The organism is Sharpea azabuensis DSM 18934, from assembly GCF_000702165.1.
Taxonomy (GTDB): Bacteria; Bacillota_I; Bacilli_A; order Erysipelotrichales; family Coprobacillaceae; genus Sharpea; species Sharpea azabuensis.
The window spans coordinates 21444-36331 of record NZ_KL370867.1 but is presented as its reverse complement, the minus strand read 5'-3'; the positions used below and the strand labels follow the sequence as shown (position 1 = coordinate 36331).

The following is a 14888-nucleotide window of genomic DNA, read 5'->3' as shown; positions in this document are numbered from 1 at the left end:
ATGGATACATTAATTGCTAAGATTGAATCCGCAAAGCCATTCTTTGATCGTGTTTCACGCAATAAATATTTAAAATCTATTCGTGATGGTTTTATGTCAGCCATGCCCGTTATTCTATTTTCTAGTATCTTCTTGCTGATTGCATTTGTTCCTAATATCTTTGGTTTCTATTGGCCAAAAGATGTTGAGAATGCAATTATGAAGCCTTATAACTATTCGATGGGCATTCTTGCCTTGCTAGTAGCCGGCTCTACCGCCAAGAATTTGACGGATAATATGAATCGCGAACTTCCTGTTAATCTTCAGATCAACAATATTTCCACTTTTATGGCAGGCATTGTTGGGACGCTTGTTATGGCAGTCGATCCTATAAAGAATGGCTTAGCGATTGAATATATGGGCTCTAAAGGCTTGCTGACAGGTTTCTTGGTAGCTTTTCTTGTTTGTAATATCTATCGCTATTGTGTTAAGCGTAATATTACGATCCACATGCCTTCTGAAGTACCGCCTAATATCTCTCAGACTTTTGCTGATATTATTCCTTTCGCATTCTCTATTCTATTGCTGGCAGGTTTTGATCTGATTTTTAGAAAGGTTGTCGGGATGAGCTTTGCTGCTGGCGTTATTGCTTTCTTTAAGCCTATCTTCCTTGCTGCAGATGGCTATCTGGGACTAGCTCTTGTTTATGGATCGATTTCACTTTTCTGGTTTGTTGGTATTCATGGGCCTTCAATTGTAGAGCCAGCTGTTTCTGCTATTTACTACATGAATATTGCCGCTAATCTTGATTTATTTAGAGCGGGAGGTCATGCAACAAACATTCTCACACCAGGTGTCCAGCAATTCGTTTGTACGATGGGTGGAACTGGAGCAACACTTGTCGTTACGCTTATGTTCGCTTTTATGGCCCGTTCAAAGGAATTGAAAGCTGTCGGTAGAGCGAGTGCAATTCCTGTCCTCTTTGGCGTCAATGAACCTATATTGTTTGGTGCACCACTTATTCTCAATCCTGTTTTCTTTATTCCTTTTGTACTAGCGCCTATCATGAATGTCTGGTTATTTAAGATATTTGTAGATGTATTAGGCATGAATAGCTTTATGTACATTTTACCTTGGACGACACCAGCCCCAATTGGTATTGTTCTAGGCTGTGGGTTAGGATTGTTATGTGTAATCTATGTGCTATGTGCTTTGCTTTTAGATTTTCTCATCTATTATCCATTTTTTAGGGTCTATGATGGCTTAAAGGTGCAAGAGGAAGATGAGGCGAGTGATGTGCAAAATGAAGAAGAATCACTTGAAGTCAACAATGAAGTTATTGATCAAAAACGTATTTTGGTGCTTTGCGCAGGGGGAGGAACAAGCGGTTTATTAGCACATGCATTAGATGAAGGAGCTAAGGAAAAGGGCATCAAATTGACAACTGCTGCTGGTGCTTATGGAGCGCATTATGATATGCTGAAAAACTTTGATCTTGTCATTCTTGCTCCACAAGTTGCCAACAATCTTGAAGATTTAAAGAAAGATACTGATCGTTTACATATCAAATGTACAGCTTGTCAGTCTAAACAGTATATTGGCTTAACGCGTGATCCACAAAAGGCATTGGAGTTTGTCTTTTCTATATTGAATGATGATGGAGGAAATGTATAATGAAATTCAATTCAGATTTTGTTTTTGGGGCAGCTACAGCAGCCTATCAATGTGAAGGTGAGACAAGAACACATGGAAAGGGAAAGGTTGCCTGGGATGATTATTTAGAAAAAGGAAGCTTTCAGGCTGACAAAGCCAGTGATTTCTATCATCAGTATCCTGTTGATCTTCATTTAGCGAAACAATTTGGCATCAAGGCCTTGCGTATCTCGATCGCCTGGTCACGTATCTTTCCATCTGGTGAAGGTGTGATAAATCAGGAAGGTGTCGATTTCTATCATCATGTCTTTCGTCAATGTCACAAAGAGGGAATAGAGCCCTATGTCACATTACATCACTTTGATACACCCTTAGCACTTCATGAACGTGGTGATTTTCTTAATCGTGAAACGATTGATGCCTTTGTGAAATATGCGAATTTCTGCTTTGAAGAGTACAAAGATGAAGTAAGCTATTGGTTCACTTTTAATGAAGTCTGGCCAATTGCGACAAACCAGTATATTGAAGGTGTCTTCCCACCATGTATCACATATGATATTTCTAAGGCTGTCGCGAGTATGCATGGCATGATGGTTGCTCATGCGAAAGCAGTCAATATCTTTAAAAGCCATGGCTATAAAGGCAAAATTGGCATTATTCATTCGCTTGAAACAAAATATCCTTATGATCCGACCAATTCTGATGATATCCGTGCTGCAAAAAAAGACGATATTCTTGCTAACCAGTTTCTCTTAGATGCCACGTTGCTTGGATCCTATAGTGAAGAAACATTACAAACAATTCATGAACTGCTTGATTTAAATCATGGCTCATTTCATTATGATAAAAGAGATATCGCTGAGATGAAGGAAGCAGCTAATCAAATTGATTATCTTGGCATGAATTATTATCAAAGTCACTTTGTCCGTTATTATGATGGTGAGAATGAAATTGTTCATAATGGCACAGGTGAGAAAGGAACAAAGAAGTTTAAGCTAAAGGGTGTTGGTGAGCGTGTCATGAAAGAAGGCGTTCCAACAACTGACTGGGATTGGCTGATCTATCCTAAAGGCATGTATGATATGCTGATGCGTATTTCAAAGCAATATGCTTTCACAAAAGGCATCTATATAACGGAGAATGGTCTAGGTAAGAAAGAATCTATTGATGATGATCATGTGGTTGATGATGAATCACGTATTGATTATATTGCCAAGCATCTTACATGGTTATTAAAGGCTATTCAAGAAGGTGTTTATGTAAAAGGATACTTTGTTTGGTCATTAATGGATGTATTTTCTTGGTCAAATGGTTATAATAAACGATATGGACTTTTCTATACCGATTATCCTACACAAAAGAGATATCCTAAGGCATCAGCCTATTGGTATAAGCGCGTCATAAGAAACAGGGAGATTTAAAATGAAGACAAAAGGTGTCATCTTTGATTTTAATGGAACATTATTTTTTGACAATGATAAGCATATATTAGCCTGGGGCAAGATATCACAGATCATTCGCCATAAAGGTATCAGTGAAGAGGAACTGCATGAACACTTCAATGGAGTACCAAACAATAAAATCGTCGAATACTTATTTCAAAAAGCATGTGATGAAAAAACATTGGCTTATTACTCGCAGTTAAAAGAAAGCTATTATCGCCAATATTGTCAGGAAGATACGGCTTCATTTCATCTTGTTGTAGGAGCAGAGGCTTATTTTGATTGCTTAAAGCATGCAAATATTCCTTTTACGATTGCGAGTGCATCAATCAAGGAAAATGTTGATTTCTTCGTTTCATCATTCCATCTTGATCAATGGCTTGATCCTCATAAGATTGTTTATGATGATGGCAGTTATGAGAATAAAATAGCGATGTTTAAGAAAGCTGCTCAAAGACTTGATATTGATTTACAAGAAAGTACAATTTTTGAAGATTCACTGAGTGGTATCGAAAGTGCCTATCAGGCAGGATGTCGCAATATCATTGTTGTGAACTCGGCAGATAAGAAAGAAATCTATCAGAAATTACCAGGTGTTACAAAAGTCATTGATACCTTTGAAGAACTTATCGACAACCATGAAAAAGTGTAAAGTATTTTCATAAGAAAAAATGGTAGGATGCAATTGCATCTTACCATCTTTTTTAATATTCTAATAGCTTTGTAGATTACAATAAGTACCTAGGCAAGTTTCGTGACATCTACCCAGTCCTGGACATTACTTGAATAATGTTCGAGTTCGCTGATGTTCAGTTCGATTGCACTGTTGCGAGATCCACAGGCTGGAAAGACGGTCTTGAAACGTTTAAGTGAACGATCAAGATAGACGTTGACATTACTTGGTAAAGCGAATGAACATACGCCTCCAGCGGGATGACTTGTCAATTGCTCGACTTCGTTGAAAGGCACCATTTTTGCCTTCTTGTGAAAGTATTCCTTGTATTTATGATTATCAATCTTGACGTCGCCAGCCATAACAATGATATTCACCTGATCATCAACTAGAAAACTCATTGATTTCGCAATACGTGCTTCTTCTGTATGCAAAGCTTTTGCTGCATCAGCAACCGTTGCGCTTGATTCATCTAATTCAATAATACGATTCGCAATACCTTCTTTTTCGAAGGTTTTTCTTACTGCATCCAATGCCATGTTTATCACCTCATGCGACTATTATAGAAAAACAATTGCTTACCGACCAATACAATAAATTTATGAAATACAATAAGAGGAGCCTATAATAAACTATAGATCATATTCATCTAAAAAACTATGTTCAATGCCATCCTTCTTGTATCTGATCACACAATCAAGATTGACATTCTCCATTGCCACAAAGATATTATGTTCAATATTGGGGTTGTCCTTTTTCATTTTCTTGATGAATTCTTTAACAACCTTACGTTTGCTTGTTCCATCGTTGATTAAAGAGCAGCCTTCCGTAAAGCGACATGCACAGTTGATAAATGTGAGGTCATTGCCATCGCGCCATCTGATAATGGCTTCTTCTCTGACTTTGAATAGAGGACGGATGAGTTCTACGCCATCCCAGTTTTCTGAATGAAGCTTTGGCATCATGGTCTTTACTTCCGCACCATAGAACATGCTTAGAAGGGTTGTCTCAATAACGTCATCCATATGATGACCTAGGGCAATTTTGTTGCAGCCAAGCTGTTTGGCTTGTTTATAAAGATAGCCACGACGCATTTTTGCACAAAAATAACAAGGATTCTTGAAATCACCGGAGCTTACGGCGTCAAAGATGTTTGTTTCAAAGATTTCAAGGGGAATACCAAGAAGCTTGGCATTATCTTCAATAAATTGACGATTGAATTCATTATAGCCTGGATTCATACAAACATAATGAGCTGTGAAATGCACTTTGCCATGGCGCTCTAATTCCTGAATGCATTTTGCCAGCAAGAAACTATCCTTCCCGCCGCTAATACAGACCATGACATTGTCACCTTCGTTAATCATCTGATAGTCCTGTAAACCTTTGATAAAATTATGCCAGATGTCTTTACGATATGTTTTGATAATGCTTCTTTCTATTTCCTGTGTTTTATTCATGAAAAGTCTCCTTATAGGCGAGGTCGAATGCCTGCTTGAATGCGGCGATATCATCAGCACTGTTAAGATGGGAAATGCTGACACGGACGCTGTTTAAGGCTAAAGCCTTATTATGTGTTAAGGCAAATACAAGCTTGCTTGGCATGTTAGCTGGGCAGCATGACGTTTTAGCTGAAACATAGACTTGATGCTTTTCAAGGCTATCTGCAAATCGTGCATTTGTGATATCGGTAATTGAGAAATTGATAATATGAGGAAGGGAATACTTTGTTGTATTGATATGGACATGCTTATAGCCTTTAATGAAGTTTAAGAGGTCATCATGATAAGCTGTAATTTTCTGTGTTCTTTCATCTTCTTCATTGAGGGCGAGCGTTAATGCTTTATCAAAAGCAACAACATTAGCAACAACAGGTGTTCCACTGCGATAAATTGTCGTGGAACGGCCGCCATCAATCTGGGCAATCAAGCCAACATTGCTTCTTTTAATCAATGCTCCTGTACCATTGATGCCATAGAATTTATGTGGCGTTAAGGTAATCAGGTCACATTCTGAATAGTCGATATAGCATTTGCCAATAGCCTGAGAAGCATCTACATGCATGAAGGCCTGGGAATGCTCTTTGACATAGTGGGCAAGAGATTCAATATCCTGCCTGATCGCAAGTTCGCTGTCTACGGCAACGATGCTGACAAGAATTGTATCTTCTCTTAACAATTCTTTCAGTTCGTCTTGATCAACGCGACCATCACGATCAAGAGGAATTACTTCTACTTCAAAGCCTTGCTTGGTCAAAGTTGTAACGGAAGCAGTGATTGAATTATGTTCAAGAGAAGAAATAAGAATGTGCTTACCTCTATTCTTATAACGCTCACATACACCTTTTATAGCAAGATTGTTCGCTTCTGTTGCTCCGCTTGTATAAATAATATCATCCTGATCACAACCCATAAGCTTTGCGATATGAGCACTTGCTTCATCAAGCTTATGCTTTGAGGCAAGGCCTAAAGCATGAAATGAGTTGGGATTAGCATAGAATTCTTGTGTTGTTTTATAATATGTATCCAGGACACGTTGGTCAACTGGGGGATTAGCTGCAAAATCAAAATAAGCCATAATGATCATCCTTTCATTCACCATATCTTAACTTGAATGATTTTCGTTGTCAATTCAGCAACTATTTTCCAACACTATTTTGTGTTATGATGTCTTTGGTGATGAAGATGAATGATTTAAGTAAACTAACAACATCAACAAATAGACAGGCTTTATTAGAAAGCATGGGTTTGCATACATTGGAAGATGTCTATATGCATTTGCCCTATCGCTATGATGAAGTTAAGGAAATCTGGCCAGCTAATGAAGATGGGAAAATATGCGTTGAAGGACATATTATCTCAACACCTAAGATTTTCTTTAAAGGGCGTTTCTCCCGTCTTTCTGTCAAGGTAAAAATAAAGGAAGAAGAATATAATGTTGTCATCTTTAATAGGCATTTCTTAAGGCCCCATCTTACAATGGGCGTTGTTGTAACGATTATGGGCAAGCTTTCTGGCCATGCGATTACAGCTAGTACGATGCTGACGAAGTCGCTAGATGAGATGGGAGGCATTTATCCGATCTATTCCCTAAAAGAAGGAATCACGGATAAACAGTTTCAAAAATATGTCAACAAGGCATTGATGATTTCTTCTGATCATATTGTGGACTTCACGCCTAGTGAATACAAAGAAAAATATCATTATATGAATAAGAAAGATGCCCTCTATGAAGTCCATAATCCAACCCAAAAAGAACGTATTGTAGAAAGCCTGAAATCTTTAAAGTATGAGGAATTCTTAAAATTCCAGTTGACCATGCAATATATTCGCGTGCAAAGAGAAAATGAAGCAGGTGAAGCTAAAGTCTTCAGTCATCAAGATATCAATGCGTTTTTAAAAACACTGCCTTACCATCTTACTAAGGATCAGCAGGAGGCAACAAAAGCTATTTTAAGAGATCTTGAAAAGCCAACCATCATGTATCGTTTCTTGCAAGGGGATGTAGGCAGTGGGAAGACGGTTGTCAGTTCAATAGGACTTTATGCTAATTATCTTGCGGGCTATCAGGGAGCCTTGATGGCGCCTACGGAAGTATTGGCCGCTCAGCACTATCGCACCTTGACACAGTTTTTCAAGAATACTGATATCAAGATAGCGTTATTAGTGGGGGCACTTACGCCTAATAAAAAGGAAGAGATTTATCAGGCACTTGCATCGGGTGATATTGATATTGTTGTTGGAACGCATGCGCTCTTTCAGACAAAAGTTCAGTATAAGCGTTTAGGTTTAGTGATTACGGATGAACAGCATCGTTTTGGTGTTAAACAAAGAAAAGCGCTAAAGGATAAAGGGAAAGCTGTTGATTTTCTTGTCATGAGTGCAACACCAATACCTCGAACGCTTGCTTTATCCCTTTATGGGGATATGGATGTTTCGACAATTCATTCAATGCCCTCAGGCAGAAAGCCGGTCATTACAAAATATTTTCGTTCTTCAAGCATGAAACCTTTCTTAAAAGAGCTTAAGGATTATCTTGAATCGGGTGGACAGGTCTATGTCATTTGCCCAGCTATCGAGGATAATGAAGACTATCAGATGACATCGGCTATAAAGATTGCTCAGGGGATGGCAAATTATTTTGAACCACATTACCATGTTGGCTTGTTGCATGGCGCACTTAGTGATCAGGATAAGAATAGCGTTATGGAGAAATTTGCCGCCAATCAAATACAGATTCTTGTCTCGACAACCGTTATCGAAGTGGGCATTGATGTGCATAATGCGAACTTTATGGTTATTTATGATGCTGAACGCTTTGGAATGAGCCAGATTCATCAGTTGCGTGGACGTGTTGGCAGAGGCAGTAAACAGGGCTATTGTTATTTATTGTCGAAGGCGACAAATGAGGAAGCCATTGAACGTTTGCAGTTCTTAGAGAGCCATAATGATGGTTTTGAGATTTCACGTTATGACTTGGAAACACGTGGTCCAGGGGAAGTCTTAGGATCAAGACAATCGGGTTTGGCGACATTTGTGATTGGTGATGTCTTCAAGGACTTTGATATTCTTGAAATGGCTCGTGATGATGCTGTTGAAATGATTGAAAGCTATTATAAATATGATGAATATCAATCCTATATGCAAACAATCATCGAAAACATAAAAAGCGCTAATGATTATATGGATTAGTTATGATATAATGGGCGCAATTGAGGTGATATTATGAGAATTGCGATAGATGCAATGTCAGGTGATTTAGGCAGTGCTCCAGTTGTAGAAGCGTGCCGTCATTTTGCGAATGAACATAAAGATGCAACACTAGTTGTTGTTGGTAAACAGGAAGAATTAGAATCTTTGAAAGATTTAGAGAATGTAGAGATTGTTGATGCGCGTGATGTTGTCAAGATGACAGATAGTGTCATGTCGGTAAGACGTAAGAAAGAGTCTTCGCTTGTAAAGGCATTGATGATGGCAAGAAATGATGAGGTCGATGGTGTTGTATCATGTGGCTCAACTGGTGCCTACTATACAGCAGCAATGCTTTTTGTCAAAAGAATTGAAGGCGTTTCAAAGAGCTGCTTAATGGCAACCTTGCCTACTTTTAACGGCCAGGGGACATGCTTGTTAGATGTTGGGGCAAATGCAGAAAATACAGCTGAACAGCTTGGTGATTTTGCTATCATGGGATCACTTTACTGCAAGAATGTGCGCGATATCGGTAATCCTAAGGTTGCTTTGCTTAATATTGGTGCAGAGCCACACAAGGGTGATGAAATGCATCAGGAGGCTTATAAGCTTTTAAGCGAGATGAAAGAGACTGGAAAGGTGAACTTTGTTGGTAATATAGAAGGCAGAGATATTTTAAAAGGTGATGCTGATGTTATTGTTACTGATGGATTTAGTGGCAATATTGCCTTGAAGTCAACTGAGGGAGCAGCGCTCATTGTCATGAAGGCTGTCAAAGAAGGCCTGATGAGTTCAACAAGAGGCAAGATTGGTGCACTTATCGCCAAACCAGCTATTTATTCTGTTAAAGACAAGTTTGATTATAAGACAGTTGGTGGTGCGCTGATGATGGGCTTTGATCATGCCTTGGTGAAAGCCCATGGGGCAAGTGACGCACAGGCTTTTGAAAGTGCAATGGCTCTGACCTATAAAATGGTTGAAAATCATGTCGTTGATCAGCTAAGAGAGGGACTTAAAGCATGAAAATACTAGATTTCCTGATTCAAGAAAATATACCCTTTACCCATTTAGGTCTTTATAAAGAAGCTTTTACGCATTCTTCCTATGCAAATGAAAAAGGCGGAAAGGACTATGAACGTCTAGAATTCATGGGTGATGCTGTTTTACAGCTTTATGTTTCAGAACATATCTTCAAGAAATTTCCTCAGTATCCTGAAGGACAGCTAACAACTTTGAGAAGTAAACTTGTTCGTGAAGAATCGTTAGCTCGTTTTGCGAGAGAACTTGGACTTGACCAGCTTATTTATTTGGGTGTTGGTGAGGAGAAGAGTGGGGGCAGAAATAGGGATGCCATTCTTTGCGATATCTATGAATCTTTTGTTGGAGCAATCTATCTTGATTGTGGTAAGGATGAAGTGCTCAAAATATTAGAACGTACAATCTTTATGCATATAGAAGATGTTAAGCATAATGAAGATATTACTGACTACAAGACAAAGCTTCAGGAACTTATCCAGGCTGATGATCGTAAGTCAGTGACTTATGTCCTAGTGAATGAAACCGGCCCTGCTAATGCACCAGAGTTTACGATGAATGTTGTCTTGGATGATACGGTGCTTGGGACAGGGGTAGGAACAAGTAAGAAGCGCGCTGAACAGCATGCTGCTCGTGATGCCTTAAAGAAAATGGCTATGCAGGAAGATCAATAAGATCTTCCTTTTTTTAAAAACAAAATAGCTTAGTGAAACTAAGCTATTTCCAGTACTTCTTGTTCAATTGTTATGCCAAAGCGTTCAAATACTTTCGCTTTGATGATTTCCCTTGCGCTTGCAAGATCATGATAGCTTTGTGCATCAACATTCGTCAGGACAAGAGCATTCTTGTCATGAACACGCATATGTCCAATCTTTTGTCCTTTAAGGCCGCTTTGATCAATCAGCCAGCCTGTTGAAATCTTGACATGTTTTTCATCAACAACAAACCCTTTTAAATCAGGAAATTCCTTGTTGAGTTCATTAAGCTGATCAGTAGTAATGACAGAGTTCTTGAAGAAAGAACCTGAATTTGGAATGAGATGAGGATCGGGCAATTTGTTCGTACGAATCTGAATGACAGCTTCCCGGATGACTTGAGGTGTATAGTCACGAACATGCTGTTTATCAAGTAGTTGCTGAACTTGTGCATAGAAAGGTGGCTTTGGTGAGCTCTTATGCAAGCGCACGGTTACATCACAAATAATATATCTTCCCCACGCTTCATGCTTTAAGACTGAGTTGCGATAAGAGAAATGCAGATCTTTTTTGCTTAATGTTACGAATGCTTTTGTCAATGTATCATAAGCAGTCAGCTCGACAAATGTATCAGCAATTTCCTGGCCATAAGCACCAACATTCTGAACCGGCGTTGCCCCAATCGTACCAGGGATCATGCTCATAGCTTCCATTCCGGATAGGTTATGCTGGATCGTAAAATGAATAAAATGATCAAGAACTTCACCAGCCCCAACACGATATGTAGCTGAAATGCTATCTTCATCCGTCTTTTCAATCCCTTTTATCATGTTATGAATGATGATACCATCAAAACCTTCATCCTTTGCTAAAGTGTTGCTTCCTCCCCCCAAGACAAAGAATTTCATTTGGTGTTCTTCCACCCAATTCATAACATCAACAACATCATTCTTATTTGTTATATCAACGAGATAGGCAGCTTTGCCGCCAATCTTCATGGTAAGGTAATCTTTTAAATCAATATTTTTCTTAATCTCCATGACATTTATAATAGATGTTTTTTTCTTATTTGCAAGAAAATTGCGTCTTTAATTGTACAAAAAAACACCTTGGCTAGTGGCCACGAGGTGTTTCAAGAATACGATCTTTCTCAATGTAAAGATCAGCATGGACAAAATCAATAAAAATCACTATCAAGAAGCCAACTGCAATCAATAATGTCTTTGTATACAAATATTGACCAAAATAGGATGAAGTCAGTGCTCCTAGGAAGAAACAAAGAATCATGCCAAAATGTCTTGCACATTTTTTAAGATAGGTTAATTCATAAGGCTTTCTTATCCATCTTGTCAGATAGCTACCAGTCTGTCTTGTATGATTGGTTATAAAGACAGTTGCCATACCGACGCCTTCAGCCTGACGGAATGTATTGAACTGCATGGCACAAATGAAGTTAATAGAGAGCTGGTAGACAAGATCGGGAACGCTTGAAGGCAAGAAGGCTAAAAGAATAACCCAGATGATTTCAATACCAATCATATAGGTATCCCATCTGAGCCGGCCGATTTTTTTGGCCAGCAGACCGCAATGCTCGCTGACAATCGTGCCAAGCATGTAGGCTAAAAAGCTCAGGATATAGACATGAATTTTTTCGAATTTATGCATTGCTATCGCAATCGCAAATAAGACCATGTTGGCACTCGCAGCATTCGCAAACAAGCCGCCACGCACAGTCATTGTATAACCGCCATAGAATCCTGCAATAAAGATCAGTGCGGCAAATATATAATATTTCTCACATTCCAGATATTCTTTGTTCATGTTTTTACTCCTGAAGTCATTTTATACCTTTATTTTTCATTTACAAGTAAGTCTTTTAAGATTATGAAATGTAAGTGATTTCAATTTGGTTAATGACAGATGTCATGACATTATAGTCATAAAATTCACATATTGCTTTATTTTTGGAAAATAAAAGCGTATGATGAATTCATGTTATGAGGTGAAATAAATGAAAACAACGGTTAATAGTGAAAGAAATATAACATTGGTTATGGACTTTTACGAACTCACAATGGCTTATAGTTATTATAAGAAAAATAAGCAGGACGAGTATGCATACTTTGATATGTTTTATCGTAACAACCCGGATAAGGGGGGCTTTGTTGTAGCAGCGGGATTACAACAGCTTATTGAAGCAATCAAGTATATGCATTTTAGTGAAGGGGATATTGAATATTTACGTTCTTTGAATTGTTTTGATGAAGAATTCCTTGATTATTTGCGTCATTTTAAATTCCAGGGATCTATCTGGGCTATTCCTGAAGGAACACCGGTATTTCCTTATGAACCTATTGTAACAGTTCGTGCAAAGCTTATTGAAGCACAGCTTATTGAAACATTCTTGCTGATTACAATGAATCATCAATCCCTTATTGCAACAAAAGCTCACCGTATTGTTCAAGAAGCAAAAGGCAGACCGGTTATGGAATTTGGTAGCCGTCGTGCGCAAGGCTATGATGGGGCAAACTATGGGGCAAGAGCTGCCTATATCGGTGGTGTATCTGGAACGGCTGATGTTGCAGCTGGAAAAATGTTTGGAATTCCAGTTTTAGGAACAATGGCACATTCCTTTGTGCAGTCGTTTGATAGTGAATATGAGGCTTTCAAGGCTTATGCAGAAGTTTATCCTGATTCTTGCGTTCTATTAGTTGATACATATGATGTATTAAAGAGTGGTATTCCTAATGCTATCAAGGTTGCTGAAGAAGTTTTAGCACCAATGGGTAAACGTCTTTCAGGCATTCGTATTGATTCTGGGGATATTGCCTATCTTACAAAAAAAGCAAGAGCAATGCTCGATGTTGCAGGCTTGACAGATTGTAAAATTTCCATCTCTAATTCACTTGATGAATATCTTATTCGTTCAGTTCTTGAACAGGGCGCTAAAATTGATAGTTTTGGCGTGGGCGAGAATATGATTACTTCTAAGAGCGCACCAGTTTTTGGTGGTGTTTATAAGATGTGTGCCATGGAAGTGGCTGGCCATATTATTCCAAAGATTAAGATTTCAGAAAATACAGAAAAGATTACAAATCCAGGCTATAAAAAGGTTTATCGTCTCATCGAAAAAGAAACAAATAAGGCCTTCGCGGATATTATTATGTTTGCGGATGAAAAAATTGATGTCAGCAAAGATCTCACAATCTATTCATTATTAGACCGCTGGAAGAATAAAACATTAAAAGCTGGTAGCTATGAATACTATGAACTTCAGAAACCAGTTTTCCATAATGGAGAAGTTGTATATCCTGAATATACTTTAGATGAAATCAGAGCATATCGAAAAGAGCAGGAAGCACTGTTATGGGATGAGATTTTCCGTTTAGAATACCCTCATCAGTACTATGTTGATTTATCAGAAAAACTGATTAATTTCAAATTGGCAATGTTGGAAGAAAAACGTCATTAGACTAAGGTGCATGAATCATCATGCATCTTTTTCATTAGTATGATATAATGCCAAAAAGGGGGATGCTTTTATGAAAATAACAGTAGTTGGACTAGGGGTTATTGGTGGCAGCTTTGTTAAGGCGCTTAAAGGAAAAGGCTATGAAGTTTATGGTGTTGATAAGGATGTTGATACGCTTAATAGAGCAAAAGAAGATGGTTGTATTATCGAAGGGTTTGTAGATGGCGAGGAGATCATACCTGAGACGGATTTGACTATTATTTGTCTATATCCTTCCCTTGTTCTTGATTTTATTAAGAATGCCCATTTTAAATCGGGAAGTGTTGTCAGTGATGCAGTTGGTATAAAGAGCTATTTTATTGAGCAGGCATTAGAAATGATACCTGAGGACGTCGAGTATATCTCCGTTCATCCAATGGCAGGCAGAGAAAAGAAGGGCTATGCTTATGCATCGGCTGATGTTTTTAAGAATGCCAATTTTATCATTATCCAGCATGAGACGAATGATGAACAAAAAATTAAGAAAATGCAGCATCTAGCAGGAAAGCTTGGCTTTAGAAGCGTCAAGATCATGTCGCCTTATGAACATGATGAAATCATTTCCTATACTTCACAATTGCCCCATGTCATGGCTGTTGCACTTATGAATAGTGATACACAGAAATATGATACAGGAAAATACATTGGTGACTCCTTTAGAGATCTAACAAGAATAGCGAATATTAATGAAGATTTATGGACGGAGCTCTTCCTGAATAATAAACGTTATCTCTTGTCATCAATCAGACATTTTGAAAAACAGCTTGATATTATGAAGAAAGCTATATATGACGATGATGATGAAACGCTGAAAGAATGCTTTAGAGAATCAACAAAACGAAGAGAACATCTCTAAAAAAATAATTTTTTGTAAAATAGCTATTGCATAAATAGAAATAATAGTGTATATTAAGTGAGCACCGCAAAGAGCTGGTTCCATAGCCAAGTTGGTAAGGCAGAAGACTGCAACTCTTCGATCGTCGGTTCAAGTCCGGCTGGAACCTCCATTGCCCTGGTGGCGAAATTGGTAGACGCACGGGACTTAAAATCCCGCGGACTTCAAACTCCGTGCCGGTTCGACTCCGGCCCAGGGCACCATTTCTTACGGTGCTTATTTATCGGGAAGTAGCACAGCTTGGTAGTGCACCTGGTTTGGGACCAGGGGGTCGCAGGTTCAAATCCTGTCTTCCCGACCATTTGATGGGGCTTTAG

Annotated in this window: 12 protein-coding genes, 3 tRNA genes and 1 pseudogene; 11 read left to right on the top strand and 5 right to left on the bottom strand. The window is 38.5% G+C overall.

Features of this window, described 5'->3' with window-relative positions; all coding sequences use genetic code 11:
* Genes T529_RS0111840 through T529_RS0111830 form a run of 3 tightly spaced genes read left to right on the top strand, consistent with a single transcriptional unit; the run spans position 1 to position 3726 of the window.
* Entirely contained in the window at positions 1-1653 is a 1653-nt protein-coding gene (locus T529_RS0111840; protein ID WP_033163802.1) for a PTS lactose transporter subunit IIBC, read from the top strand.
* On the top strand, positions 1653-3053 hold the full coding sequence (lacG, locus tag T529_RS0111835; RefSeq protein WP_033163801.1) for a 6-phospho-beta-galactosidase: 1401 nt from the start codon (positions 1653-1655) through the stop codon (positions 3051-3053). Before T529_RS0111840 ends, lacG begins: the two co-directional genes overlap by 1 nt.
* Before the next feature lies 1 nt (position 3054).
* Complete coding sequence (locus tag T529_RS0111830; protein WP_033163800.1) at positions 3055-3726, top strand: HAD family hydrolase; 672 nt, start codon at positions 3055-3057, stop codon at positions 3724-3726.
* Between the two features lie 89 nt (positions 3727-3815).
* Here T529_RS0111830 and T529_RS0111825 read toward each other — a convergent pair whose 3' ends face one another.
* The 3 genes from T529_RS0111825 to T529_RS0111815 form a co-directional block, all read right to left on the bottom strand.
* Positions 3816-4286: a YbaK/EbsC family protein gene (locus T529_RS0111825; RefSeq protein WP_033163799.1), complete on the bottom strand. Its 471-nt coding sequence runs from the start codon at positions 4284-4286 to the stop codon at positions 3816-3818.
* 93 nt (positions 4287-4379) lie between these two features.
* Positions 4380-5207, bottom strand: coding sequence for a tRNA 2-thiocytidine biosynthesis TtcA family protein (locus T529_RS0111820; protein ID WP_033163798.1), 828 nt, complete (start codon positions 5205-5207; stop codon positions 4380-4382).
* Positions 5200-6324 carry a cysteine desulfurase family protein gene (locus T529_RS0111815; RefSeq protein WP_033163831.1) on the bottom strand — a complete coding sequence of 375 codons (1125 nt, stop codon included), beginning with the start codon at positions 6322-6324 and terminating at the stop codon, positions 5200-5202. Before T529_RS0111815 ends, T529_RS0111820 begins: the two co-directional genes overlap by 8 nt.
* 107 nt (positions 6325-6431) lie before the next feature.
* On the opposite strand from T529_RS0111815, the gene recG reads away from it, so the two are divergent.
* Genes recG through rnc form a run of 3 tightly spaced genes read left to right on the top strand, consistent with a single transcriptional unit; the run spans position 6432 to position 10144 of the window.
* Positions 6432-8438 (top strand): ATP-dependent DNA helicase RecG, encoded by a 2007-nt coding sequence (gene recG / locus T529_RS0111810; RefSeq protein ID WP_033163797.1) that lies wholly within the window; start codon positions 6432-6434, stop codon positions 8436-8438.
* 33 nt (positions 8439-8471) lie between these two features.
* Positions 8472-9458, top strand: a complete 987-nt coding sequence (plsX, locus tag T529_RS0111805; protein WP_033163796.1) for a phosphate acyltransferase PlsX — start codon at positions 8472-8474, stop codon at positions 9456-9458.
* Entirely contained in the window at positions 9455-10144 is a 690-nt protein-coding gene (gene rnc / locus T529_RS0111800) for a ribonuclease III (RefSeq protein WP_033163795.1), read from the top strand. The genes plsX and rnc overlap by 4 nt, the downstream gene beginning before the upstream one ends.
* 38 nt (positions 10145-10182) lie before the next feature.
* Here the strand turns inward: rnc and murB are convergent.
* Positions 10183-11220: pseudogene (gene murB, locus T529_RS0111795) on the bottom strand (UDP-N-acetylmuramate dehydrogenase); the annotation flags it as partial.
* 58 nt (positions 11221-11278) lie between these two features.
* Positions 11279-11986, bottom strand: coding sequence for a YoaK family protein (locus T529_RS0111790; RefSeq protein ID WP_033163793.1), 708 nt, complete (start codon positions 11984-11986; stop codon positions 11279-11281).
* Between the two features lie 190 nt (positions 11987-12176).
* On the opposite strand from T529_RS0111790, the gene T529_RS0111785 reads away from it, so the two are divergent.
* The 5 genes from T529_RS0111785 (at position 12177) to T529_RS0111765 (ending at position 14872) form a co-directional block, all read left to right on the top strand.
* Complete coding sequence (locus T529_RS0111785) at positions 12177-13637, top strand: nicotinate phosphoribosyltransferase (protein ID WP_033163792.1); 1461 nt, start codon at positions 12177-12179, stop codon at positions 13635-13637.
* Between the two features lie 70 nt (positions 13638-13707).
* Positions 13708-14532 carry a prephenate dehydrogenase gene (locus tag T529_RS0111780; RefSeq protein ID WP_033163791.1) on the top strand — a complete coding sequence of 275 codons (825 nt, stop codon included), beginning with the start codon at positions 13708-13710 and terminating at the stop codon, positions 14530-14532.
* Between the two features lie 76 nt (positions 14533-14608).
* Positions 14609-14683: transfer RNA gene (locus tag T529_RS0111775), tRNA-Cys, on the top strand.
* A 2-nt stretch (positions 14684-14685) separates the two neighbouring features.
* A tRNA-Leu gene (locus tag T529_RS0111770) sits at positions 14686-14774 on the top strand.
* Between the two features lie 21 nt (positions 14775-14795).
* Positions 14796-14872: transfer RNA gene (locus T529_RS0111765), tRNA-Pro, on the top strand.
* Positions 14873-14888: the final 16 nt, after the last annotated feature.

Coding starts and splice junctions, on each gene's coding strand:
- T529_RS0111840 (WP_033163802.1), top strand. CDS start 1: ATGGATACATTAATTGCTAAGATTGAATCCGCAAAGCCATTCTTTGAT.
- lacG (WP_033163801.1), top strand. CDS start 1,653: ATGAAATTCAATTCAGATTTTGTTTTTGGGGCAGCTACAGCAGCCTAT.
- T529_RS0111830 (WP_033163800.1), top strand. CDS start 3,055: ATGAAGACAAAAGGTGTCATCTTTGATTTTAATGGAACATTATTTTTT.
- T529_RS0111825 (WP_033163799.1), bottom strand. CDS start 4,286: ATGGCATTGGATGCAGTAAGAAAAACCTTCGAAAAAGAAGGTATTGCG.
- T529_RS0111820 (WP_033163798.1), bottom strand. CDS start 5,207: ATGAATAAAACACAGGAAATAGAAAGAAGCATTATCAAAACATATCGT.
- T529_RS0111815 (WP_033163831.1), bottom strand. CDS start 6,324: ATGGCTTATTTTGATTTTGCAGCTAATCCCCCAGTTGACCAACGTGTC.
- recG (WP_033163797.1), top strand. CDS start 6,432: ATGAATGATTTAAGTAAACTAACAACATCAACAAATAGACAGGCTTTA.
- plsX (WP_033163796.1), top strand. CDS start 8,472: ATGAGAATTGCGATAGATGCAATGTCAGGTGATTTAGGCAGTGCTCCA.
- rnc (WP_033163795.1), top strand. CDS start 9,455: ATGAAAATACTAGATTTCCTGATTCAAGAAAATATACCCTTTACCCAT.
- T529_RS0111790 (WP_033163793.1), bottom strand. CDS start 11,986: ATGAACAAAGAATATCTGGAATGTGAGAAATATTATATATTTGCCGCA.
- T529_RS0111785 (WP_033163792.1), top strand. CDS start 12,177: ATGAAAACAACGGTTAATAGTGAAAGAAATATAACATTGGTTATGGAC.
- T529_RS0111780 (WP_033163791.1), top strand. CDS start 13,708: ATGAAAATAACAGTAGTTGGACTAGGGGTTATTGGTGGCAGCTTTGTT.